This is a genomic window from Mesorhizobium sp. M2A.F.Ca.ET.042.01.1.1, from assembly GCF_003997405.1.
In the GTDB taxonomy this organism is placed as follows: Bacteria; Pseudomonadota; Alphaproteobacteria; order Rhizobiales; family Rhizobiaceae; genus Mesorhizobium.
Genome location: NZ_RZRX01000059.1, coordinates 1 through 21136, shown reverse-complemented (window position 1 = coordinate 21136; position 21136 = coordinate 1). Strand labels below are relative to the sequence as shown.

Genomic DNA, 21136 nt, shown 5'->3' with positions numbered 1-21136 from the left:
ATGGTGAAGCCGGTCCAGCTAAGCAGTCTTACCTGGCCGCGGCGACCAAATCACAAAAAACGAGCCGCGGCGGCGCACTCAGCAGCGTCTCGAAGCGCTCCAACGCCTGCCTCACCGGCGGAGATGCGAGATGCGCGTCACACGACGCCGCGTCTCGATAGAGCTCGTAAACCACAAAGGCATTGCTGTCGTCCTTCCGTCGATGCACGGCGTAGCGCACATTGCCTTCTTCGCCGCCTGCGATATCCACCAGCTTGCGCAGAATCTCCTCGACTTCGCCGGCGCAGGCCGGGCGGGCACTCAATTCCGCCAGCAAAAGATGCATGATGACAATCTCCTAGAGATGTGAGGGAGCCATCACCATCGCTCCCGCCCATCGGGAAGTATTGTAAAAATGCGTCCTGGCCCGAGCCTCTCTGAGGTAGCGCTGCGGAGACTCCGCAACCAGCTCGCGGAAGTGGCGGATAAAGTGAGCCTGATCGTAGTAACCGTATGCGAGCGCCGCGTCCGTGGTGCTTGCGCTTTCATCCAGCATCAGGGCGCGCACCGTCTTCTGGAAGCGTCCCAGACTACGAATCTCGACTGGTGTCTGCCCGGCAATGCTGGCGAAACGACGTTCCAACTGACGGCGCCCGAGCCCGAGGCGGTCCGTCAATCGCTCGATCGCAAGGTTGGCAGGATCGCCATACAGCATGCCCATTGCGTGTTCGAAGATGATGTCCGGCGCCGCGCGGGACAGGCGTTCCGCAAGGAAGCGCTGGATCAGCCGGAGCCGGCTGGACAGCCCCTCCGCGCCGGCTACACGCCGGGCCAACTCCTGGCCCGCCACGCCCCAAAGGTCCTGCGCGGATAGGGCACGATCCATCATGTCCTTGCCCGGCATGTCGACAAATCGATGGATCATGCCGGCCCGGAAGCGCACCGCGACGAAACCAACGTCGTCTGACGGCAACAGTGCCAACGGCCGATGGCGAATGTAGAACAAGTGGGCGACGGAACAGGTTTCCGGCGCGCCACCACCCACCGATTGCCTGAACGGCGTACGGTAGTGGAAATACAGTTCCGCCCCGGTTCCGGGAAGCAGCACAGGCAAGTCGACCCGCTCGGCGCCGACACTTTCCCATCCCCAAATCCGGTCGACATAGCAAGCCAGACCGTCGATCGGCAGGAATTGAAAGACGCGCATCTTTCCAGACATCTATGGCGGATGGTTTTTCGTCGATGCGGCAGTACCCATAGGCATCGCCACTGAGCATGGCCGCCTGCTCTTACGTCATTGAGATCGCTTGGGCCGGCGATTCTGTTCGCGGTTGCTGGGTCGCCACCGGTTTCATCGAGAGGGCCGCGCCTGTTCGACACCAATGTCAGCCGGGTCGTCCCCCGTCAGCTTCGCCGAAAGGCGCCATAGTCTAAAAGCGCTGCCCGGGTCGAGCGCGTAGGACTGCACGCCGGGTTCGGCTAGTGACGTGGCGACAGGCGCGATCCCGCAATCCTCGCAATAGAGTCCGCCCAGACCGCTCAAGTGCGGCGACGTCGCAGCCCATACAGCCGTTGCGGCACCTTGTTCGGGTGTCTTGAACGACGGGTCCACCAACCTGCCGTTCTCGTCGACCCAGCCCGCCTCGACCATCTCGGCCCTCGTCAGGTGACGCTGCAGGGGTGTGAGGATGTTGCCGGGATGAACCGCGAACGCACGGATGCCGTGTTCCTTGCCTATAGCGTCCAGCCCCACAGCAAACAGGATGTTCGCGGTCTTGGACTGGCCGTAGGCCTGCCAGCGCTCGTAGCCCTTGTCGAAGTGGGGATCGTCCCAACGGATGTTGGTGATGGCATGCGCCCCCGAACTCATGACAACCACGCGGGCGCTGGAAGCTTTGACGAGCAAAGGCCAAAGTCGCGCCACGAGCACGAAATGGCCAAGATGGTTGACGGCGAACTGCAGCTCCCAGCCGTTGGCAAGGCGCGTTTCCGGGCAGGCCATAACACCGGCATTGGCGACGACGATATCGACGGCGTTGCCTTCTTCCACCAGGTCGCGCGCGAAGGTCCTTACGCTGTCGAGATCGGCAAGATCCATCTCCACGACGGATACCCCGGCCATGTTTGCGAGCGTTGCGCGCGCCTCCATTGGCCGCCGCGCGGGCACAATCACGCGAGCACCCGCTCCCGCGAGCGCATGCGTCATCTCATGTCCGAGGCCCGAATAACCGCCCGTGACGACCGCCAGCTTTCCCCGCAGGTCGATGCCGCGCAGAACCTCTCCGGCTGTACTGCTTGCGCCGAAGCCTGACGCTACCGATGGCTGTTCCATGTGAACCCTCTTTTATTTCCGGAGCGGTTTTAATATTCAGTGCGGTGCCGGCGCACCATTCGTGGGCGTGCCAAATGCTTTGCCGAAAGTCTCATCGCGCGTCATGGACGTCTTGTCGGACATCATTGGCCAGGTTACGCCGGACGCGTCCGTAAGCGCAGGATTGGATGCCGCCGGCGAGTGGTGCATCGCATTCGAGGCTCCAAACGGCATCAAGTTCAACGTCGTCACCAAGGGAACATGCTGGCTGCGGGTCGAGGGCGAACCGGCGCCGATTTTCGTTGCCGAGGGAGATTGCTTCCTGTTGACCAGATGCCAAGGTTTCACGCTCGGCACCGATCTTTCCCTGCCTCCCCTTTCCGCGCAGGAAGTGTTCTCGGCGGATCAGAACCCGGCAAGGGTCAACGCAGGCGGCGCATTTTCCCTTGTGGGCGGCCGCTTCGCCTTCCGTAGCGAGCAAGCCGAGCACCTGTTCGAGGGCTTTCCGGTGGTTGTCCACGTTCGCGGCGATGAACCCTCAGCCCCGGTTTTCCGGCGGGCCCTGGAACAGTTTGTCGATGAGGCCCGTTGCGATCGCCCCGGCGGTCGCCTCATCCGCGAACGGCTGGCCCAGATCATGCTGGTCGAGATCGTGCGTTCTCATCTCCTGTCGTCGAATCGCCCGGCACCAGGCTGGCTGAGGGGATTGGCCGACGCCCGGATTTCGCGCGCGCTTTCGGCCATTCATGCCGCGCCGGAACGAAAGTGGACCTTGTCGGCGCTTTCTCATGCGGCGGGAATGTCGCGGTCGCATTTCGCACGACGTTTTCGCGATGTGGTCGGCATTCCGCCGCTTGGATATCTGCGATCGTGGCGCATGCTGCTGGCATTCAACGGACTGAAAACGACGCAGAAGCGGGTCGGCGAGATTGCCCAATCCGTCGGCTATGAATCGGAAAGTGCCTTCAGCACGGCCTTCCGGCGATTGAACAATATCTCTCCCGGCACGGCGCAACGAAAAACCGGACGCGACGTTTTTACGGAACGGTCGGACAAAGCTTAGCGTGACGGAATCGACTTTGACGCATGTCGTCGTCTCAGGACCACTGTGCACTTCTGAGCGACATGCATTGATGAGCGGGGGCTATTCCCCGGGCGCTGTTTCCCAGAACTGGTCGAGCCAGATGTTCAGTCTGAGGAAGCCGGCGCTGCTGACAGTATAGACGCGCCTGGTGCCTTCGGCCTTGGCTTTGACCAAGCCGGCATCGAGCAGAACCTTCAGATGCTGGGAAACAGCCGGACGCGAGACGGGCAATCCGGCCGCCAATTCGTTCACCGTCTTCGGGCCGCGCCGGAGTTCTTCCAAGAGATAGCGCCGATTGGGGTCGGCTATCGCCACAAAGGCGTCAGAAAACATCATGCCTTTATTTGTGGGGCAAAGTTTTCGGAATCTCAACTATTGGTTTCAATCTTTCTGCGCGGATCGAGCCGGGTTGCCTCGGGCGTGACCGCACGGTCCGCGGGCTGCGTCTTGAACGCATCGCGGTTCTCGATCGGCACCGGCGCGCGGGCGCGGATACGCAGCAGCGTGTAGCCGGCGAGGCTGAGATGGGCGAGCGCGGTTGCAAGAAACAGCCCCTCCGGACGCACCGAACCCATCAAGGCCGCGGCCAAAAGCGGGCCGATCATCGTGCCGAAGCCGTAGAGCAGCAACAGGCCGCCGGAAACCTTGACGAAGTCCTCAGCGCGGGCATGGTCGTTGGCATGCGCGACGGCGATCGAATAGAGCGTATAAGCGAAAGCTCCGTAGGCAGCGGTCAGCACGATGACGAAGACGCCCGAGCGCGGCGCGAACAGGAAGATCAGCACCGCGACCAGGGCCGCGCCGAAGGCAGCACCCGCCAGCACGAAGCGGCGGTCGGTTGTATCGGAGAGGCGCCCGGCCGGAAGCTGCATGGCGGCGCCGGAAACGACGACAAGGCTCATCATCAGCGCGATCTCGGCGGTGGAGATGCCGATGCGCGCGCCATAGACAGCGCCAAGCGTGCCCCAGGCGCCGTTGGCGATGCCGACGAGCAGGCAGGCCACCGCCGACACCGGCGAATTGGCATAGAGGCTTTTGACGTCGAGCTTGACGTCCTGCAGCGGCTTTGGAGTCGATTGGGTAGAAACCGCCGTCGGAATGAGCGACAGGCAAAACAGGATGCCGGTGATCATGAACAGCGAAGCCGAGCGCACATCGCCGCCGGCGACGATCATCTGGCCGCCCATGATCGAGGCATAGGTGACCATCATGTAGAGACCGAAGACGGTGCCGCGATTCTCGTTGGTGGCTTTCTCGTTCAGCCAGCTCTCGATCACCATGAAGGCGCCGGCCATGGTGAAGCCGGTGAAGGCGCGCAGGAGGATCCAGAAATACTCGTCGATGATGAGGCCGGTGAGCAGCGCGATGATCGCACCGGAAGCGGCGAAGGCGCCGAAGGCCCTGACATGGCCGGCGCGGCGCACGAGGCGCGGCGCAAAGAAACAGCCGGTGACGAAGCCGCCGGCCCAGGCCGTGCCCATCAGGCCGAGCGATGCGGTCGAAAAGCCCTCCACCTGGCCGCGCAGCGGCAGGAGCAGCCCGTGCAGGCCGGATGCGGCGAGCAGGAACGCCGTGCCGCGCAGCAGCGAAAGGATCGGTCTGTAGGTTGCAAACATCGCTTGGTCCGGTTTCGGGCGCAGGGGTCTGAAGACAGACGTATTGGGGCTTTTCGGCGGCGGTCGCTCGCGCCGGCAAAATTATCCGCGTCGGAACAACGCGTCGGCGGCGGATTTGGTGGCGCCCTTGGCGGCCCGCTCTGCCTCAAGCCTGGCGATCTCGTCGCGCAGCAGGGCGATGCGCTCCGACAATTCATCGACGGAGAGCAGCGACAGGTCCTGGCCGATCTCGTGCGGGCGCTGCTTTTTCCTGGGTTCGTCGTCGAAGATCGCCATCGTCGCTCCTCCCGTTTTGGCCATTTGCCTGATTTGGCATTGAGCATACATAGGGCAGGGGTATTGATGCAAACGGCCGACAACAGATCGGGATAAGGAGACCGCGAGCCATGGCAAGTCAGAAGATTCCGGCAAAGATGACAGCCATCGCGATCTCGCAGCCCGGCGGCCCCCGGGTGCTCAAGCCGGAAACCCGCGACGTGCCTGTCCCCGGCCCCGGCGAAGTGCTGATCCGCGTGCACGCAGCCGGCGTCAACCGGCCGGACGTGCAGCAGCGCAAGGGCGTCTATCCGCCGCCGCCCGGCGCCTCGGACCTGCCGGGCCTCGAGGCGGCCGGCGAGATCGCGGCGCTCGGCGACGATATATCGCGCTGGCGCATCGGCGACCGGGTCTGCGCGCTGACGCCAGGCGGCGGCTATGCCGAATATGTCAAGGTGCATGCCGGCAGCGTGCTGCCGATCCCGGCCGGCTTCACCTATTCGGAAGCCGCGGCGATCCCGGAGAACTACTTCACCGTCTGGCACAATGTATTCGAGCGCGGTGGGCTCAAGAGGGGAGAGACGCTGCTCGTCCATGGCGGCTCCTCCGGCATTGGCACCACCGCCATCCAGCTCGCCTCGGCCTTCGGCGCCTATGTCGTCACCACTGCCGGCAGCAAGGAGAAATGCGACGCCTGCCTGAAGCTCGGCGCCGACCGGGCAATCAACTATCGCGAGGAGGATTTCGTCGCCGCCGTGAAGGAGGCGACCGGCGGCAAGGGCGCCGACGTCATCCTCGACATGGTCGGGGGCGACTATGTCGCGCGCAACTACGAGGCCGCGGCCGTCGAGGGGCGGATCGTCCAGATCGCCGTGCAGACCGGCGCTGTCGCAAGCACCAATTTCGCAACGCTGATGGTCAAGCGCCTGACCCATACTGGCTCGACGCTTCGTCCGCGCACCGTCGAGTTCAAGGCGGCGATCGCCGCCGCGCTGGAGGCGCAGGTGTGGCCGCTGCTCGGCACGCGCAAGGTGGCCCCGGTCATGGACATGATCTTTCCCCTGACCGAAGCCTGGCGGGCGCATGAGCGGATGGAAGAAGGCGAGCATATCGGCAAGATCGTCCTCGACGTCGGGTAGGATAGGCCGATATTCAGGTGAGGCCGGCCTGCGAACGGCGGCTTCCTGCGCTTCCGGTGCTCACGTAGTTCCAGCTGCCGCATGTCCTTATCGGAAAACCGGAGGACCACTTTCCGGGACATGCGGAAGTACGCTCCGCTCCGGTTCTCGGAACCTGCCATTTTCGTCTCGGCCTGACCTGAATCTCCACCCGTCCTGGGTCCACGCTTGACTCCTGTTCCAAGCTGAACGCATCGTTAATGGTGCAATGCACAAAACGCATCGCGGCCATGCAAAAGCGTCCGTTCATTTCTTGGGCAGGCATGCCTATTTACGCGGCATCAAACGATTTCATCAAACGACTGGAGAAACTGAAATGAACCCGATCCGTGCTTTCCGTAAGTGGCGCATGTACAACGAGACCGTGCGCGAGCTGAACAAGCTCAATGCCCGTCAGCTCAGCGACCTCGGCATCAACCGTGCCGACATCGAGCGCATCGCCCGTCAGGCGGTGTAATCAGCAACCGCCTGGCCGCAAGGCCGGGCTGGACAGGCAAGCCAGAGCCGTCGAAACGCTTGCTTCGTTTCCGGTTCCAAGCCCGCTGGACCTCGTCCAGCGGGTTTTGTCTTTTCAGGGCTGTGAATCAGCCCTTTTCCAAAAACATTGCGAAAATTCGAGGGAGCGTTTATACAGGCCGCGAATTTCCCATTTTGGTGGCTCTAAAACCACCGCCCGCGCGGGAACGCGGGCGAACGAGAAGGATTTTTGACATGGCCAATACGCTGCTGATGCCCAAGGCGACCGCCGTCTGGCTGGTCGACAACACCGCGCTCTCCTTCGAGCAGATCGCGCAGTTCTGCGGGTTGCATCCGCTCGAGGTCAAAGCGATTGCGGACGGCGAGTCGGCGCAGGGCATCAAGGGCATGGACCCGATCATCACCGGCCAGTTGACGCGCGACGAGATCGCGCGCGGCGAGAAGGACGTCAACTACCGGCTGAAGCTGTCGGAGCCGAAGGTGCGGGTGCCGGAATCGAAGCGCAAGGGCCCGCGCTACACGCCGCTGTCGAAGCGCCAGGATCGGCCGAACGCCATCCTGTGGCTGGTGCGCAACCATCCCGAGCTCAAGGATGCGCAGATTGCCCGTCTCGTAGGCACCACCAAGTCGACCATCGAGCAGATCCGCGAACGCAAGCACTGGAACTCGGCCAATCTGCAGCCAATGGATCCGGTGACGCTCGGCCTCACCTCGCAGATCGACCTTGACCTCGAAGTCAACCGCGCCTCGCGCGGCCGCGAGCAGCCGCAGCCCGTCGGCGACACGCTGCTGCCCGCCGCCCTCACCGAACGGCTGGTGCCGGCGCCGGAGAAGCCGAAGGACGAGGACCAGGAGCTCGACGCCAACGCCGTGTTCGCCAAGCTCTCGGCGTTGAAGTCGAAGGACAAGGACGAAGGCGAGGAGTGAGCGCTCTTATCTTCTCCCCTTGTGGGAGAAGGTGTCGCCGAAGGCGACGGATGAGGGGTGCTCCAGGGAAAGCCAGCGTCTCACTCCGCTGGAACACCCCTCATCCGTCTCGGCGCTGTCGCGCCGATCCACCACCCGGGGGCGAGCCACGGGTCTCACCCCGTCCTTCGGACCCCACAAGGGGAGAAGGAGAAAGGCGCAAGTCACGTCCGCGCGGCGCGGTCGGGCGCCATGCCGTAATCCTCCGAGCGCTCGACGGCGCGGTAGAAATCGGCGAGCTGCTTGCCGCGCTCCGGCTTGAAGGTGCGGCCGGCGATGACGACCGAGGCGATGCGGTCGATCCGGAAGGCGCGGAAATCGTCGCGCATCTCGCACCAGGCGACCAGGGTCCAAACCTTGCCCCAGAACCAGAGGCCGAGCGGCCTGATGTCGCGTGCGGTGCCGCGCCCGGCCTCGTCGGAATAGTCGATGGTCAGCACCTGGCGTTTCTCGACGGCGCGCTCGATCAGGTCGATCGCCTCGCGCGCGGCGTCGCTCACCACCCACATCGGCGTGTGGATCTCGGTGCGGGCGATGCGGTCTTTCTCGGTATCGGGCAGCACCGCGCCGATCTTGACCAGCGCCTCGTCGGCGGCCCTCGCCATCGCGGCGCCGCCAAAGGCGCGCACCATGCGGGCGCCGGCAACCAGCGCCACGATCTCGTCACGTGTGAACATCAGCGGCGGAAGGTCGAAACCCTCCCTCATCATGTAGCCGACGCCCGCTTCGCCGTCGATCGGCACGCCGGTCGACTGCAGGTCGGCTATGTCACGGTAAATGGTGCGCTCGGAAACCTCGAGCCACGTGCCGAGCTTCTGCGCGGTGACCAGCCGGCCACCCCGCAAATGCTGCACGATCTGGAAAAGCCTGTCGGCGCGACGCATCGGTTTTCTCCCCCGGGGTTATGGCTTCAGCCCTTCGCGCTTGCGCTGCGCGGCGACGAATTTCGCACCGAAGGACAATCGGCCCGTGGTCGGCGTCTCGGTATCCAGAACACGCCAGAACGGCGCGACGTCGCTCAGCGCCATGCCGCGCTCAAGGTCCTCATGAGCAGCCTCGGCAACGGTGCGAAGATGATAGCCGATCGTCACCGGGCATGTCACTTCGGCGCCGTGCTCGATCGCCAGAGCGGTGCGCAGCGCCCGAACATCCATCTCCACTCCTTCCGGGATCGAGCGGATGAAGTCGTCGACCTGGCGCGCGGTGGGCACCAGCATCGACTGGCCTTCGACGACATCGCCGACCGTGCGCGGCGACGGTTTGATGCCGTTGATGCCTGGCGTGTTCAGCCTGTCGTTCCAGCTTTTCACCATACGCGGATTACTCCGGATCGTCGGATCATGTTCGTTGTTGTCAGGATCGAAGCCGCCTCAAATACCGCATTCCTCCTGACAACATACTGTCAGGAGGCTGCGGCAAGCTACCGGCAAACAAAGGCTTCTTCCCTGTACTCAACATCACTGGCCGCCAATACATCTGGGCGCGGTGTCGCCACAATCCAAGTCGCGGTGGCAAAATTTCAGTTTTCGCGCACGCGGCCCGTGTAAAGGTCCGGCCAGCCAATGTCCTTGCGGATGTCCGCCGGCAAGGTGTTCAGGAAACGCTGGGTGCGGATCTCGTTGCGCACGGTGCGGATCCGGCCGACATAGTGCTGCACGCTGCGCAGGATGGTAAAACCGTTCATGACCTCACTCCTCTCTTTTCGATGAGAAGAGTATCTCACACCCCTCCTGACAGCAGTCTGTCAGGAGGTTGGCAGGGTGGGGAAGAAGGCGGCACGGTGCCCCCCGCAGGGCTGGATGAACCCGATTGCTGTCAGGAGGTGCTCGGCCCGATGGGGTCTCAAGAACAGCTTTGACAGCCGCCATCGTTGCTGGTCAAAGGCGGCATGACGAAACTGCTCGCCCTAGTCATCTGCGGCATCATGCTGATCCAGGTCATCAAGCCGCTGGGCTGGCCGGGGCTGAAGCGGCGCGGCGATTTCTGGAAGCTGGCGCTGCTTGCGATGGCGGCCATCTCGCTTGCCGCTGTCTTGGGTCATTGGGCTTAAACGCGGCCGACTCGTTCAAGCCGCCTCGTCGCCCAGCACGAAATCCAGCAGATGCTCGGCCCAGGCGCGATAACCTGCCTCGGAGGCGTGGAAGCCGTCGGACGCGAAGCCGGCCTCGGGGTTGGTGATCGGCAGGCGCGAGGCGGGCACGGCGCCGCGCTCATTGCAGAGCCGCACGCCCATGCGGTTCATTTCCGTGGCGCGGATCTCGAGGATCCGGCCCAGCAAAGGCGGCATTGCCGGCGCGCGGGTGAACTCCAGCACCGGCGACCAAACCACGCGCGCTTCCGGCCATTTGGCGCGCAACGCGTAGAGCAGGCCGCCGAACTCCTTCTTGAAGCGCGGCACGGAATGGAAGTTCTTGGTGTCGTTGGTACCGATGGCGAGCACGATATGCGTCCATGGGTCGGCCGACAAATTGGGCAGAACATGGTCGCGGATCTGGCCGGATGTCGCCGAATTGAAGCCGGCGGCGCGCCAGCGCGCGGCTCGGCCTGTCCGCTCGGCGATCAGACCCGCAAGCCGCGCCGCAAGCCCGTGTTCGGATTGCTCGACGCCGACCGATGCGGCCGAGGAATCACCCAGGACCAGCAGCGCGACCGGCGGCGCCTTGCCCGGTATTTCGTGCAGGACCGGACCTCGCGCGGGCAGCATGCGCGAAGTGCGGCGGCGCACGCCGAGGCCCTGCCAGACATAGACCGGGAAAGCGAGCCAGGTGAGGAGGGCAAGCAGGCGCTGCATGGCGGTTCCATTGGCGTGACCCGCAAGCCATTAGCGCATGTTTGCGCCGAGGTGAACGAGCGGCGTCACGCGCAGCAGTCCGGCCGGTCCTCGTCCTTGTCCTGGTATTCGTCGTGGAGGCGCACCCAGTCCATCAGGTTGTGATAGGGGCCGGTCTCGCCGCGGCCTTTCGGCGTCATGTCGAGATAATGATAGGCGCCGATCAGCGCGTCGCCGCCGCGGGCGCGCGACAGGAAGGTGAGGAAGATGTCGCCATTGCCATCGCGGTAGAAGACGCTGGTGCCGGGCAGGTCTTTCGACCGTAGCGGTCGTTTCTCGAAATTGTAGGTGGTGTCGCCGGCCGCGATCTGCTTGTCGGTGAAGGAGACCTGCAGGTCGAAGTTGAAGTCCGACGCATAGGACGATACCCAGTCGAACTTCCACCCCATGCGCCGTTTGTAAGGCAGGATCTCGGCCAGCGGCGCGCGCGAGACGACGACCAGGGATACGTCGTGGTGCTTGAGATGCTGGTTGGCGCCGTCGATATGGTCGGCGAGGAACGAGCAGCCCTGGCAACGGTGATCGCAGCCCGGCGTCATCATGAAATGATAGACGATGAGCTGGCTCTTGCCGGCAAAGAGATCGCCAAGACGCTTCGGTCCCGCTTCGCTCTCGAAGACATAATCCTTGCGCAGCTTGAACCAGGGCAACTGCCGCCGCTCGGCGGCGACAAGGTCGCGGAAGCGTGTCAGCTCCTTCTCGCGTTCCAGGTGCTTTCGATGAGCCTCGAACCAGTCCTCGCGTGAAACCACGGCATTGCGTTGCATGACCATCTCCTGTCCTCTCCTGCCAAGGACGTTCGACATCGGCTCAACCCGACACAGTCGCCGTTGTTTCGCTGCTCCGGTAGGAATGGGGCCCGCAAAAAACAAAACCCGGGCCGTGGGCCCGGGCTTCTGTTGGAATCGGAAGAGATGGCGTCAGGCGGCTTTTTCAAGCGCCGGCTGCCATTTCCCGAGCGCCGCCAGATGGTTCATATGGGCCCGGTGGGTGAAGGCGGCCTGGCCGGCGGCGACGTTCGAGGCCTTGCCGCTCCATGCCTTCTGCGGCGCGGCCTGCAGCGCGCGCCCATAGGAGAAGGTCAGTTTCCACGGATGCGGGCCGATGGCGTTGATGGCGTTGAGGTTGGCCGTCGCTTCCTCGTCGTCCTGGCCGCCGGAGAGGAAGGCGATGCCCGGCACCGCCGCCGGCACCACTTCGCGGAACAGCCTGATCGTCTTTTCGGCGATTTCCTCGGGGCTGTCGGTCCTGCCCGACTTCTTGCCGGAGATGACCATGTTGGGCTTCAGGATCGAGCCTTCCAGGACGACACGCGCCGCATAGAGCTCGTCATAGAGCTTGACCAGCGTCGCCTTGGTGACGTCGTAGCAGGTGTCGATCGAATGCGCGCCGTCCATCAGCACTTCCGGCTCGACGATCGGCACGATACCCGCCTCCTGGCAGAGCGCGGCATAGCGGGCCAGCGCATGGGTGTTCGAGGCGATCGAGTTGGCCGAGGGTACGCCCTTGCCAGTGTCGATATCGATCACGGCGCGCCATTTGGCGAAACGGGCGCCGAGCTTGTAGTAGTCGGCAAGCCGCTCGCGCAGGCCGTCGAGGCCCTCGGTGATGGTATCGCCTGGAAAGCCGGCGAGAGGCTTGGCGCCGGCGTCGACCTTGATGCCCGGGATGGCGCCGGCCGCCTTGATGATATCGACCAGCGGCGTGCCGTCGGCGGCCTTCTGGCGGATCGTCTCGTCATAGAGGATGACGCCGGAAATGTATTTGGACATCGCCTCCTTGGAGCGGAACATCATCTCGCGATAGTCGCGCCGGTTGTCGGCGGTCGATTCTACGCCGATGACGTCGAAGCGCTTCTTGATTGTGCCGGAACTCTCATCGGCGGCCAAAAGGCCCTTGCCGCCGCTCGCCATCGCGGTGGCGATATCTTCGAGACGTTCGCTCATGGGTGCTCTCCTACGCTGCGTTTGTTCCGCGCTAGCAGAACATTATCGCCAAAGGAATGACCCCGGAAAGCGCGAATCGATTGAAAGCCGCGCTGGCTTTGCCTTGTCTCGGTCTGTTTACCGCTTCAGCACTTCGACGCCGGGCAGCGGCTTGCCTTCCATCCATTCGAGGAAGGCGCCGCCGGCGGTCGAGACATAAGTGAAGTCGTCCGCGACGCCGGCATGGTTGAGGGCGGCCACCGTGTCGCCGCCGCCGGCGACTGACACCAGCTTGCCTGCCTTGGTGCGGGCCGCCGCGTGCTTTGCCGCCGCCACCGTGGCGCGATCGAAGGGCTCGATCTCGAAGGCGCCGAGCGGGCCGTTCCACACCAAGGTCGCGGCGCGATCGATCCAGTCGGTAACGCTCTGCACCGTCTTTGCGCCGACATCGAGGATCATGCCGTCGGCCGGCACGGCCTCGATGGCAACGGTCTCGCTCGCGGCACCCGCCTTGAATTCCTTGGCCACCACGCCGTCGGCGGGCAGGATGATGGCGCAGCCGGCTTCCGCCGCCTCGATCATGATCTGCTTGGCGGTGCCGGCGAGATCATGCTCGCAGAGCGACTTGCCGACATCGGTGCCGCGCGCGGCCAGGAAGGTGTTGGCCATGCCGCCGCCGATCACCAGCGCGTCGACCTTCTTCACCAGGTTCATCAAAAGGTCGATCTTGGTCGAGACCTTGGCGCCGCCGACGATGGCGACCACCGGGCGCACCGGATTGCCGAGACCTTTTTCCAGCGCGTCGAGCTCGGCCTGCATGGTGCGGCCGGCATAGGCCGGCAGCCGGTGCGCCAGGCCTTCGGTCGACGCATGCGCGCGATGCGCGGCGGAGAAGGCGTCGTTGACATAGATGTCGCCATTGGCGGCGAGCTTTTCCGTGAAGGCCGGGTCATTCTTCTCCTCGGCCTTGTAGAAGCGGGTGTTTTCGAGCAGCAGCACGTCGCCGTCCTTCATGGCGGCAACGCCTTCGGCGGCTTTATCGCCGATACAGTCAGCGGCGAAGCCGACGGGGCGGCCGAGAACCTCGGCCGTGGCCCTGGCGATCGGCTCCAGCGAGAATTCGGCCGACGGACCGTCCTTGGGGCGGCCGAAATGTGCAAGCAGGATGACCTTCGCGCCTTTCTTCGAGAGCTCGGCGATGGTCGGCGCGATGCGCTCGATGCGGGTGGCGTCGGTCACCTTGCCGTCGGCGACGGGAACGTTGAGGTCGACGCGCACCAGGACGCGCTTGCCGCTGACGGCGCCGATGTCATCGAGTGTCTTGAAGCCGGCCATGGTTGTTCCTTCCTGGTGCGTTGAGGCAATTCCGGACGGAAAGTCGCCCACATCTTTCATGGAATTGCTCTAGCGAAAACGCGGGGACCTTACCCCGCAGCGGCAGCGATGCAAGAGCCGCGTTAAAGCGCGCGCGCAAAAATGATGTCGCCATGAGACATCAGCCTTCGCCGGTTGCCTTTTGCTCGCCCGGTGCCGGCGCCACGGGATCGATAGGCACATCCTCGACCGGCTGCTTTTCCACCGGCCTGCGCCAGTTGCGGATCAGCGCCGTTATGCGGTCGCCGATCTCGCCGGCACTCATGAACACCGGCACGCGCGCCACCGGCGCCGTCGGCTCGAAGGACAGGCCGAGGCCGGTGATCCGGCCCTTCTCGTCGACGTCGCGCACGATCAGCTCGATCGGCCCGATCATCACGCGGTCGGCATATTCGGCATGGCCGCCGAGCCGCTCGGTAACGAGCGCCGCGACGGTGAGCTTCTGTTCGGCCTCGGTAAGGCCGGGCCCATAGGCCGCTTCCAGCTCCGCCGCGGAGCGGGCCGGATCGACGGCGAAGGCGCCGAAGAAGTCGGCGTCCTCGGGGTCGACCACGGCGCGGCTGGCGAACAGCTTGTCGAGCAGGCGCGGATAGCGATCCGGCACGAAGATATAGACCTGGTCGCCGGCGGTGAGACGGCCCATGTCCTGGAAGCGCATCGAGCGGCCGTCGCGCAGGACCAGCGAAGGCCTTGCCCAGCGCGGGATGCGCTCGCCGCGCGCCACCGGGCTGCCGGGTGCGACGCGATAGGCAAGCAGTTCGTGATGGGCCGAGCCCGGCAGTTCGAGCTCGACCTTGTCCAGGGGCCCGAGACGCGCCGGCACGATCAGGCCGAGGCGGCGCGCCAGCGGCCCGACCGTCCAGCCCTGCACCACCAGCGACACGAGCACGATGATGAAGGCGGCGTTGAAGATCAGGCGGCCATGCTCGAGGCCGCCGAGCAGCGGCGTGATGGCAAGCAGGATCGAGACCGCGCCGCGCAGGCCGACCCAGGACACGAAGGCGACCTCGGGACGCGGCAGGCGGAAGGGGATCAGGCAGAGCCAGACGGCCAAAGGCCGCGCGACGAAGATCAGGAACAGGCCGAGCAGCACCGCCGGCACCAGGATCGCCGGGAACTGCGAGGGTGTGGCGAACAGGCCGAGGATCAGGAACATGATGATCTGCGCCAGCCACGACATGCCGTCCTGGAAGCGCCTCAGGATGGTGACGGCGCGGATGTCGGAATTGCCGGCGATCAGCCCGGCAAGGTAGACGGCGAGGAAGCCTGAGCCGCCGATCGCGCCGGCGGCGGCAAACACCATCAGCGACAGCGTCAGCACGAAGATCGGCAGCAGGCCGTGATCCAGGTTGAGCCGCTCGACCAGACGCACGATGCCGAAGCCGCCGAGGACGCCGATCACGGCGCCGAGACCCATATTGGCAAGAAAGCCAAGAAGGAGATTGGCGGCCAGCACGTTGGCCTCGGGGTTTGCATGCGCGGCGATGATCTCGACCAGGGTGATGGTGAGGAAGATGGCGATCGGGTCGTTGGTGCCGGATTCCACTTCGAGCGTCGATCGCACGCGTTCGCGCAGATGGATCTCGCCGGCGCGCAGCAGGAAGAACACGGCGGCCGCGTCGGTCGAGGCGACGGCGGCGCCGAGCAGGGAGGATTCCAGCCAGCTGAGCTTGAGAAAATAGGAAGCGGCGACGGCAAAGATGCCGGTGGTCAGGATGACGCCTATCGTGGCCAGCGACAGTGCCGGCCCGGCCGCTTGCTTCAGCGCGTTGAGCGGGGTGCCGAAACCGGAGTCGAAGAGGATAATGGCCAAAGCCAGTGAGCCGGCAAAATAAGCCAGCCGCGCATTGTCGAATTCGATACCGAGGCCGTCGACGCCGGTGGCAAGCCCAATGCAGAGGAAGAGGAGCAGCAAAGGAGCGCCGAAGCGAAAGGCAATCAAGCTCGAAAACGCGGCGGCAACAATGAGCGCGGTGCCGACCAGCGTCACAAGATAGATCGCATGCTCCATCCGCCAGTGCCCCTCAAGTCCCTCTCATTTGTCGATTTAAGGGAGAGTGGGGCGAAGACATGACCAGTGCAAGGCAACAGCGTGGTTTTTGGCTCAGCCGGCCAATAAAAACGCCCGGCCGAGCCGGGCGTTTTAAAACTCTGAAGCGAGCCTGGATCAGGCGATGGTCTTGCCGAAGGCGACGGCGGTGTCGCCCATGCGGTTCGAGAAGCCCCATTCATTGTCGTACCAGGACAGCACCGAGACGAAGTTTCCGTCCATGACCTTGGTCTGGTCGAGGGCCACGATCGAGGAATGCGGATCGTGGTTGAAGTCGATCGAGACGTTCGGGTGATGGGTGACCGAGAGCACGCCCTTCAGCTTGCCCTTGGAGGCGGCGATCAGCGCTTCGTTGATCTCCTGCGGCGTGGTCGAGCGCTTGGCGATGAACTTGAGGTCGACGACCGAGACGTTCGGGGTCGGCACGCGGATCGAGATGCCGTCGAGCTTGCCCTTGAGGTCGGGCAGCACGAGGCCGATCGCCTTGGCGGCGCCCGTCGAGGTCGGGATCTGCGAGAGCGCCGCGGCGCGGGCGCGGTAGAGGTCCTTGTGCATGGTGTCCAGCGTCGGCTGGTCGCCGGTGTAGGAGTGGATCGTCGTCATCATGCCCTTCTCGATGCCGACGGTCTCATGCAGCACGGCCGCCAGCGGCGCCAGGCAGTTGGTGGTGCAGGACGCGTTCGAGATGACGATGTGGTCCTTGCTCAGCTTGTCGTGATTGATGCCGTAGACCACGGTGAGGTCGGCGCCGTCGGACGGGGCCGAGACGATGACGCGCTTGGCGCCGGCGGCGAGGTGCGCGGCGGCCTTGTCACGGGCGGTGAAGATGCCCGTGCATTCGAGCGCGATGTCGACGCCGAGTTCCTTCCACGGCAGCTGGGTCGGATCCTTGATCGCGGTGACCTTGAACTTCTCCTTGCCGACCGAGATCTGGTCGCCGTCGACGGTCACCTCATGCGGGAAGCGGCCATGCACGCTGTCGTAGCGAAGCAGATGCGCGTTGGTCTCGACCGGGCCGAGGTCGTTGACGGCGACCACGTCGATATCCTTGCGGCCGGATTCATGGATGGCGCGCAGGATGTTGCGGCCGATGCGGCCAAATCCGTTGATGGCAACTCTGACGGTCATTGTTTTCTCCCTAGGGACTGGGGGCGATTGGGTCCGCTGCTTCATAGCGGCCATGAGCCAAAGAATCCAGCCGCAGAAGGTCGAACTTAAATCGATTAGGTTAGTCCAGTATGGCGGAGCCGCCTATTTGCGGCCCCGCGAATTGACGCAGGCGGTCAGCCGTGCAGACGAGTCTCGACCGCTTTCGCCGCGGCCTCGGCGGTGATGCCGAAATGCGGATAGAGCTGTTCGATCGAGCCGGAGGCGCCAAAACCGTGCATGCCGACGAAGATGCCGTCGGTGCCGATCAGGTGGTCCCAGCCCTGGCGGATGCCGGCCTCGATCGCGACCTTCACCTTGGCGTTGCCGATGGTCTTCTTGCGGTAATCGTCGCTCTGCTGGTCGAACAGCTCGAAGCAGGGCACCGAGACGACGCGGGTCGGATGGCCGTGCTTTTCGAGCAGGTCGCGCGCGCCGAGCGCGATCTCGACCTCGGAACCGGTGGCGAAGATCGTCACCACCGCCTCGCCGTTTGCCGCGGCGAGCTCATAGGCGCCCTGGCTGGAGAGGTTCTTCGCCGAATGCTCGGTGCGCACGGTCGGCAGGTTCTGACGGGTCAGCGCCAGGGTCGACGGCGTCTTTTCGGATTCGAGCGCGATCTGCCAGCATTCGGCGGTCTCGACCGCATCGGCCGGGCGGAAGACATTGTGGTTCGGGATGGCGCGCAATGCCGCCAGATGCTCGACCGGCTGGTGGGTCGGGCCGTCCTCGCCGAGGCCGATCGAGTCATGCGTCATGACGAAGATCGAACGGATGCCCATCAGCGAGGCCAGGCGCATCGAAGGACGGGCATAGTCCGAGAAGCACATGAACGTGCCGCCATAGGCGATGAGGCCGCCATGCAGCGTGAGGCCGTTGATCGCGGCCGCCATGCCGTGCTCGCGGATGCCGTAATGGACATAGCGCTGGCCGTAATCGTCCGACGTGATGTTCTTGGTCTGGCTGGTCTTGGTGTTGTTTGAGCCGGTGAGGTCGGCCGAGCCGCCGATGGTCTCCGGCACCGCGCCGTTGATGACTTCCAGCGCCATCTCCGAGGACTTGCGAGTGGCGACCTTCGGCTTGTCGGCCGAGAGCTTCTTCTTGTAGTCGGCGATGACGGCGTCGAAGTCGGACGGCAGCTTGCCGGCGATCCGGCGCTCGAACTCGGCTTTCAGCGCCGGCTCGGCCTTGGCGAGGCGGCCTTCCCAGTCGGCGCGGGCCTTGGCGCCGCCGGCGCCGACGGCGCGCCATGCATCGAGGATGTCGGCCGGAATCTCGAAGGGCGGCGATTCCCAGTTGAAGAATTTGCGCGCGCCGGCGATTTCCTCGGCGCCGAGCGGCGAGCCATGCGCCTTGTTGGTGCCGGCCTTGGTCGGGGCGCCGAAGCCGATGGTGGTCTTGCAGGCGATCATCGTCGGCTTGTCGGAATGGCGCGCTGCCTCGATGGCATAGGCGATCGCTTCCGGATCGGTGCCGTCGATATGGCTGGCGTTCCAGCCGGAGGCCTGGAAGCGGGCGACCTGGTCGGTGTTGTCGGCCAGCGAGACCGGGCCGTCGATTGAGATGTTGTTGTTGTCCCAGAAGACGATCAGCTTGTTGAGCTTCAGATGGCCGGCCAGCGCGATGGCTTCCTGGGAGACGCCTTCCATCAGGCAGCCGTCGCCGGCCAGCACATAGGTGTAATGGTTGACGAGGTCGTTGCCGAAGGCGGCGTTCATGATGCGCTCGCCGAGCGCGAAGCCGACCGAATTGGCAAGGCCCTGGCCGAGCGGACCGGTGGTGGTCTCGATGCCGGCGGCATGGCCGTATTCGGGATGGCCGGCGGTCTTGGAGCCGAGCTGGCGGAAGTTCTTGATCTGGTCGATCGTCATGTCCTCGTAGCCGGTGAGGTAGAGGAGCGAATAGAGCAGCATCGAGCCGTGGCCGGCCGACAGGATGAAGCGGTCGCGGTCGGCCCAGTGCGGGGCCTTGGCGTCGAATTTCAGGAAACGGCTGAACAGCACGGTGGCGATGTCGGCGCAGCCCATCGGCAGGCCGGGGTGGCCGGAGTTCGCCTTCTCGACGGCGTCCATGGAAAGGAAACGGATCGCGTTGGCCATCCGATCATGTTGTTCACGCGACGTCATGCTTCCTCCGGAAGTGGGTTGGAGCCTGGGGAGAGCCCTTGGAAAAGGATGCCGCGACACATAGCAGGCGCGGCCTTTTAGTCAACAAATCGGGATGGATTTTGCCGGGCTTGTGATGGCATCGAGCGCCTTACATTAGCGATAGCGGGGGACAGTCGCGAGAGCTTTGTTGACGCGCCCTTCACCCGGCGCCTAATCTTTCCGAGGTAACGCGTTCTGAATGCGCGCGATTCGGTGATGGGCAGGGCATAGGACGAAGGCCATGACCGGGGAAACGACCCTCAAGGAAGTCATCGCCAGGCTGGGCAAGGCCATGGAAGGGCTGGAAAACGCCGTGGCAGCGAAGCTCGAGCACGAGCGTGATTATTCGGAAGCCGAGGCAGAGGTGCAGCGCATGAACGCCGACCGTTCGCGCCTGGCGCAGGAGCTCGACAATTCCGAAGCGCGCGCCGAGCGGCTTGAAGATGCCAACAAGGAAGTGTCGCGGCGGCTGGTGACCGCCATGGAAACCATCCGCGCGGTTCTGGACAGGTAGGGCAATGGCACAGGTCACGGTTTCCATCGACGGCAAGCAGTATCGCATGGCCTGCGACGAGGGCCAGGAAGAGCACCTGATCGACCTTGCCGAGCGCTTCGACCGCTATGTCTCGCATCTGAAGGATTCCTTCGGCGAAATCGGCGACCAGCGGCTTACTGTCATGGCCGGCATCATGGTGATGGACGAACTCTCGGAGCTCACCAAGCGTGTCAAGGGCATGGAGAGCGAAGTGCTGACCTTGCGCAAGACGCGCGATGAGGCGCTGACCAAGGCCGACAAGAGCGACAGCGTACTGACAACCGCGCTCGGCGCGCTTGCGCAGCGCATGGAAGATCTTGCGATGACGCTCGCGGTGAAGAAGGCCTGAGCGGCTCTCCATCTTCACGAGCGGAATATCCTGCCGCGGATTGCCGGCGGTCGCGGAAAAATTTCGCGCCGTAACGCTCCCGGTTGCGGCTGCCGGCGTTTGACCGTTGCCGCGATGGTGCTAGCTTAGCACCCGCGCCGGCCGACGCCGGCCACTGCTTCACAAAAAAGGGTTGGGAGAGCGTCATGAGTCTTCGTATCAACGATGTCGCGCCGGATTTCACGGCCGAGACCACGCAGGGCACCATCAAGTTCCACGACTGGATCGGCGACGGCTGGGCGGTGCTGTTCAGCCATCCAAAGAATTTCACGCCGGTCTGCACGACCGAGCTCGGCACCATGGCCGGCCTCGAGGGCGAGTTCAAAAAGCGCAACGTCAAGATCATAGGCATCTCGGTGGATCCGGTGTCGAGCCACGAGAAGTGGCAGGCCGACATCAAGACCGCTACCGGCCATACGGTGCACTATCCGCTGATCGGCGACAAAGACCTTCACGTCGCCAAGCTCTATGAAATGCTGCCGGCGGGCGCCGGCGAGAGCTCGGAAGGCCGCACGCCGGCGGACAACGCCACGGTGCGTTCGGTCTATGTCATCGGGCCGGACAAGAAGATCAAGCTGGTGCTGACCTATCCGATGACCACGGGCCGCAACTTCGACGAGATCCTGCGCGCCATCGATTCCATCCAGCTGACGGCCAAGCACCAGGTGGCGACGCCGGCCAACTGGAAGCAGGGCGACGATGTGATCATCACCGCCGCCGTCTCCAACGAGGATGCGATCAAGCGCTTTGGGGCGTACGAAACGGTGCTGCCGTATCTCAGGAAGACCAAGCAGCCCTCGGCAGGCTGATATTCAGGTGATCCCGGCCTGCAAATGGCGGCGTCCTGCGCTTCCGGTGCTTACGTACTTTAAGTA

The 21136-nt window shown here is 64.1% G+C and carries 23 protein-coding genes and 1 pseudogene; 8 read left to right on the top strand and 16 right to left on the bottom strand.

Annotated features, from left to right (window positions below; all coding sequences use genetic code 11):
• Positions 1 to 28: 28 nt before the first annotated feature.
• The 3 genes from EOA23_RS11625 to EOA23_RS11615 all read right to left on the bottom strand — a co-directional run bounded on the left by EOA23_RS11625 (position 29) and on the right by EOA23_RS11615 (position 2311).
• Positions 29 to 325, bottom strand: a complete 297-nt coding sequence (locus EOA23_RS11625) for a putative quinol monooxygenase (protein WP_127304235.1) — start codon at positions 323 to 325, stop codon at positions 29 to 31.
• Positions 326 to 337: 12 nt separating this feature from the next.
• Positions 338 to 1186, bottom strand: coding sequence for a helix-turn-helix domain-containing protein (locus EOA23_RS11620; RefSeq protein ID WP_189341586.1), 849 nt, complete (start codon positions 1184 to 1186; stop codon positions 338 to 340).
• Positions 1187 to 1330: 144 nt separating this feature from the next.
• Positions 1331 to 2311, bottom strand: a complete 981-nt coding sequence (locus tag EOA23_RS11615; protein WP_127304231.1) for an SDR family NAD(P)-dependent oxidoreductase — start codon at positions 2309 to 2311, stop codon at positions 1331 to 1333.
• A gap of 112 nt (positions 2312 to 2423) precedes the next feature.
• Here EOA23_RS11615 and EOA23_RS11610 point away from each other — a divergent pair, with 112 nt between their 5' ends.
• On the top strand, positions 2424 to 3353 hold the full coding sequence (locus tag EOA23_RS11610; RefSeq protein WP_189341585.1) for an AraC family transcriptional regulator: 930 nt from the start codon (positions 2424 to 2426) through the stop codon (positions 3351 to 3353).
• Between the two features lie 81 nt (positions 3354 to 3434).
• Here the strand turns inward: EOA23_RS11610 and EOA23_RS11605 are convergent, their stop codons facing one another.
• From EOA23_RS11605 to EOA23_RS11595, 3 genes and pseudogenes are all read right to left on the bottom strand, one after another.
• Positions 3435 to 3710, bottom strand: coding sequence for a metalloregulator ArsR/SmtB family transcription factor (locus EOA23_RS11605; RefSeq protein ID WP_127304227.1), 276 nt, complete (start codon positions 3708 to 3710; stop codon positions 3435 to 3437).
• Positions 3711 to 3742: 32 nt separating this feature from the next.
• Positions 3743 to 5047: pseudogene (locus EOA23_RS11600) on the bottom strand (MFS transporter); the annotation flags it as partial.
• A 24-nt stretch (positions 5048 to 5071) separates the two neighbouring features.
• A complete protein-coding gene (locus tag EOA23_RS11595; RefSeq protein WP_042641554.1) occupies positions 5072 to 5266 on the bottom strand; it encodes a DUF1192 domain-containing protein in 195 nt (64 codons plus the stop codon).
• Between the two features lie 110 nt (positions 5267 to 5376).
• Between EOA23_RS11595 and EOA23_RS11590 the strand changes: the two genes are divergently transcribed.
• From EOA23_RS11590 to EOA23_RS11580, 3 genes are all read left to right on the top strand, one after another.
• Positions 5377 to 6384 (top strand): NAD(P)H-quinone oxidoreductase, encoded by a 1008-nt coding sequence (locus EOA23_RS11590; RefSeq protein ID WP_127304225.1) that lies wholly within the window; start codon positions 5377 to 5379, stop codon positions 6382 to 6384.
• A gap of 355 nt (positions 6385 to 6739) precedes the next feature.
• Positions 6740 to 6880, top strand: coding sequence for a DUF1127 domain-containing protein (locus EOA23_RS11585; RefSeq protein ID WP_071074868.1), 141 nt, complete (start codon positions 6740 to 6742; stop codon positions 6878 to 6880).
• A gap of 254 nt (positions 6881 to 7134) precedes the next feature.
• Complete coding sequence (locus EOA23_RS11580) at positions 7135 to 7827, top strand: DUF1013 domain-containing protein (RefSeq protein WP_095816752.1); 693 nt, start codon at positions 7135 to 7137, stop codon at positions 7825 to 7827.
• A 203-nt stretch (positions 7828 to 8030) separates the two neighbouring features.
• On the opposite strand, the gene EOA23_RS11575 is transcribed toward EOA23_RS11580, so the two are convergent.
• The 3 genes from EOA23_RS11575 to EOA23_RS11565 all read right to left on the bottom strand — a co-directional run bounded on the left by EOA23_RS11575 (position 8031) and on the right by EOA23_RS11565 (position 9550).
• Positions 8031 to 8750, bottom strand: a complete 720-nt coding sequence (locus tag EOA23_RS11575; protein ID WP_042641559.1) for a YafY family protein — start codon at positions 8748 to 8750, stop codon at positions 8031 to 8033.
• A gap of 18 nt (positions 8751 to 8768) precedes the next feature.
• Entirely contained in the window at positions 8769 to 9179 is a 411-nt protein-coding gene (locus EOA23_RS11570; protein WP_189341584.1) for a hypothetical protein, read from the bottom strand.
• Positions 9180 to 9385: 206 nt separating this feature from the next.
• A complete protein-coding gene (locus EOA23_RS11565; protein ID WP_116397974.1) occupies positions 9386 to 9550 on the bottom strand; it encodes a hypothetical protein in 165 nt (54 codons plus the stop codon).
• Between the two features lie 204 nt (positions 9551 to 9754).
• On the opposite strand from EOA23_RS11565, the gene EOA23_RS11560 reads away from it, so the two are divergent.
• A complete protein-coding gene (locus EOA23_RS11560; protein WP_108702902.1) occupies positions 9755 to 9916 on the top strand; it encodes a hypothetical protein in 162 nt (53 codons plus the stop codon).
• 15 nt (positions 9917 to 9931) lie between these two features.
• On the opposite strand, the gene EOA23_RS11555 is transcribed toward EOA23_RS11560, so the two are convergent.
• From EOA23_RS11555 to tkt, 7 genes are all read right to left on the bottom strand, one after another.
• Positions 9932 to 10657: an SGNH/GDSL hydrolase family protein gene (locus EOA23_RS11555; protein WP_127304223.1), complete on the bottom strand. Its 726-nt coding sequence runs from the start codon at positions 10655 to 10657 to the stop codon at positions 9932 to 9934.
• Positions 10658 to 10722: 65 nt separating this feature from the next.
• On the bottom strand, positions 10723 to 11463 hold the full coding sequence (locus EOA23_RS11550) for a thioredoxin family protein (protein ID WP_127304221.1): 741 nt from the start codon (positions 11461 to 11463) through the stop codon (positions 10723 to 10725).
• A 153-nt stretch (positions 11464 to 11616) separates the two neighbouring features.
• Complete coding sequence (locus EOA23_RS11545; RefSeq protein WP_127304219.1) at positions 11617 to 12642, bottom strand: class I fructose-bisphosphate aldolase; 1026 nt, start codon at positions 12640 to 12642, stop codon at positions 11617 to 11619.
• 117 nt (positions 12643 to 12759) lie between these two features.
• On the bottom strand, positions 12760 to 13956 hold the full coding sequence (locus EOA23_RS11540) for a phosphoglycerate kinase (RefSeq protein ID WP_127304217.1): 1197 nt from the start codon (positions 13954 to 13956) through the stop codon (positions 12760 to 12762).
• A gap of 160 nt (positions 13957 to 14116) precedes the next feature.
• A complete protein-coding gene (locus tag EOA23_RS11535; RefSeq protein ID WP_245474130.1) occupies positions 14117 to 16006 on the bottom strand; it encodes a potassium/proton antiporter in 1890 nt (629 codons plus the stop codon).
• Between the two features lie 156 nt (positions 16007 to 16162).
• Positions 16163 to 17173, bottom strand: coding sequence for a type I glyceraldehyde-3-phosphate dehydrogenase (gap, locus tag EOA23_RS11530; protein WP_126064086.1), 1011 nt, complete (start codon positions 17171 to 17173; stop codon positions 16163 to 16165).
• Between the two features lie 155 nt (positions 17174 to 17328).
• Positions 17329 to 19317, bottom strand: coding sequence for a transketolase (gene tkt / locus EOA23_RS11525; protein ID WP_127304215.1), 1989 nt, complete (start codon positions 19315 to 19317; stop codon positions 17329 to 17331).
• A 262-nt stretch (positions 19318 to 19579) separates the two neighbouring features.
• Between tkt and EOA23_RS11520 the strand changes: the two genes are divergently transcribed.
• From EOA23_RS11520 to EOA23_RS11510, 3 genes are all read left to right on the top strand, one after another.
• Positions 19580 to 19852: a DUF4164 domain-containing protein gene (locus tag EOA23_RS11520; protein ID WP_023763725.1), complete on the top strand. Its 273-nt coding sequence runs from the start codon at positions 19580 to 19582 to the stop codon at positions 19850 to 19852.
• 4 nt (positions 19853 to 19856) lie between these two features.
• Positions 19857 to 20222 carry a cell division protein ZapA gene (locus EOA23_RS11515; RefSeq protein WP_127304213.1) on the top strand — a complete coding sequence of 122 codons (366 nt, stop codon included), beginning with the start codon at positions 19857 to 19859 and terminating at the stop codon, positions 20220 to 20222.
• Positions 20223 to 20407: 185 nt separating this feature from the next.
• Positions 20408 to 21070 (top strand): peroxiredoxin, encoded by a 663-nt coding sequence (locus EOA23_RS11510; protein ID WP_127304211.1) that lies wholly within the window; start codon positions 20408 to 20410, stop codon positions 21068 to 21070.
• Positions 21071 to 21136 lie beyond the last annotated feature (66 nt).

Coding starts and splice junctions, on each gene's coding strand:
- EOA23_RS11550 (WP_127304221.1), bottom strand. CDS start 11,463: ATGCAACGCAATGCCGTGGTTTCACGCGAGGACTGGTTCGAGGCTCAT.
- EOA23_RS11620 (WP_189341586.1), bottom strand. CDS start 1,186: ATGCGCGTCTTTCAATTCCTGCCGATCGACGGTCTGGCTTGCTATGTC.
- EOA23_RS11570 (WP_189341584.1), bottom strand. CDS start 9,179: ATGGTGAAAAGCTGGAACGACAGGCTGAACACGCCAGGCATCAACGGC.
- EOA23_RS11575 (WP_042641559.1), bottom strand. CDS start 8,750: ATGCGTCGCGCCGACAGGCTTTTCCAGATCGTGCAGCATTTGCGGGGT.
- EOA23_RS11580 (WP_095816752.1), top strand. CDS start 7,135: ATGGCCAATACGCTGCTGATGCCCAAGGCGACCGCCGTCTGGCTGGTC.
- EOA23_RS11565 (WP_116397974.1), bottom strand. CDS start 9,550: ATGAACGGTTTTACCATCCTGCGCAGCGTGCAGCACTATGTCGGCCGG.
- EOA23_RS11540 (WP_127304217.1), bottom strand. CDS start 13,956: ATGGCCGGCTTCAAGACACTCGATGACATCGGCGCCGTCAGCGGCAAG.
- EOA23_RS11615 (WP_127304231.1), bottom strand. CDS start 2,311: ATGGAACAGCCATCGGTAGCGTCAGGCTTCGGCGCAAGCAGTACAGCC.
- EOA23_RS11510 (WP_127304211.1), top strand. CDS start 20,408: ATGAGTCTTCGTATCAACGATGTCGCGCCGGATTTCACGGCCGAGACC.
- EOA23_RS11520 (WP_023763725.1), top strand. CDS start 19,580: ATGACCGGGGAAACGACCCTCAAGGAAGTCATCGCCAGGCTGGGCAAG.
- EOA23_RS11590 (WP_127304225.1), top strand. CDS start 5,377: ATGGCAAGTCAGAAGATTCCGGCAAAGATGACAGCCATCGCGATCTCG.
- EOA23_RS11560 (WP_108702902.1), top strand. CDS start 9,755: ATGACGAAACTGCTCGCCCTAGTCATCTGCGGCATCATGCTGATCCAG.
- EOA23_RS11625 (WP_127304235.1), bottom strand. CDS start 325: ATGCATCTTTTGCTGGCGGAATTGAGTGCCCGCCCGGCCTGCGCCGGC.
- EOA23_RS11545 (WP_127304219.1), bottom strand. CDS start 12,642: ATGAGCGAACGTCTCGAAGATATCGCCACCGCGATGGCGAGCGGCGGC.
- EOA23_RS11595 (WP_042641554.1), bottom strand. CDS start 5,266: ATGGCGATCTTCGACGACGAACCCAGGAAAAAGCAGCGCCCGCACGAG.
- tkt (WP_127304215.1), bottom strand. CDS start 19,317: ATGACGTCGCGTGAACAACATGATCGGATGGCCAACGCGATCCGTTTC.
- EOA23_RS11555 (WP_127304223.1), bottom strand. CDS start 10,657: ATGCAGCGCCTGCTTGCCCTCCTCACCTGGCTCGCTTTCCCGGTCTAT.
- EOA23_RS11585 (WP_071074868.1), top strand. CDS start 6,740: ATGAACCCGATCCGTGCTTTCCGTAAGTGGCGCATGTACAACGAGACC.
- EOA23_RS11515 (WP_127304213.1), top strand. CDS start 19,857: ATGGCACAGGTCACGGTTTCCATCGACGGCAAGCAGTATCGCATGGCC.
- EOA23_RS11605 (WP_127304227.1), bottom strand. CDS start 3,710: ATGATGTTTTCTGACGCCTTTGTGGCGATAGCCGACCCCAATCGGCGC.
- gap (WP_126064086.1), bottom strand. CDS start 17,173: ATGACCGTCAGAGTTGCCATCAACGGATTTGGCCGCATCGGCCGCAAC.
- EOA23_RS11535 (WP_245474130.1), bottom strand. CDS start 16,006: ATGGAGCATGCGATCTATCTTGTGACGCTGGTCGGCACCGCGCTCATT.